This window comes from Maritimibacter harenae (genome assembly GCF_009882975.1).
GTDB lineage: Bacteria > Pseudomonadota > Alphaproteobacteria > Rhodobacterales > Rhodobacteraceae > Maritimibacter > Maritimibacter harenae.
In genome coordinates this window covers 1-281 of record NZ_WTUX01000041.1, presented here as the reverse complement: position 1 = coordinate 281, position 281 = coordinate 1, and the positions used below count along the sequence as shown (strand labels likewise).

The window sequence follows — 281 nt, the reverse complement described above, 5'->3', positions numbered from 1 at the left end:
GCGATCGCCGCGGCCGCGAGAGCCGCGACTGCGATCGGCGGTGTCAGCGCCGACAACACGGCGTAGTAGAGCAGGAACATATGGCTCTGGAGGATCGGGAATCCGAGTTTTGCCAGCGCCGGCCCCACCAGAACGGCGGCGAGGATGTAGGCACTGGGCGTCGGCATGCCGAGGCCGAGAATGATCGTCACGATGGCCGCGATCACCAGTGTCACACCGGGCTGGCCATTACTGATCGTCAGGATCACGTTGGCCGCTTTCATGCCGAGACCGGTCATCGA

1 protein-coding gene is annotated in these 281 nt (G+C 64.4%); it reads right to left on the bottom strand.

The window, feature by feature from the left end; translation table 11 throughout:
* The coding region (locus tag GQE99_RS20240; protein ID WP_161353776.1) for a TRAP transporter large permease subunit at positions 1–281 on the bottom strand (281 nt) is incomplete at both ends.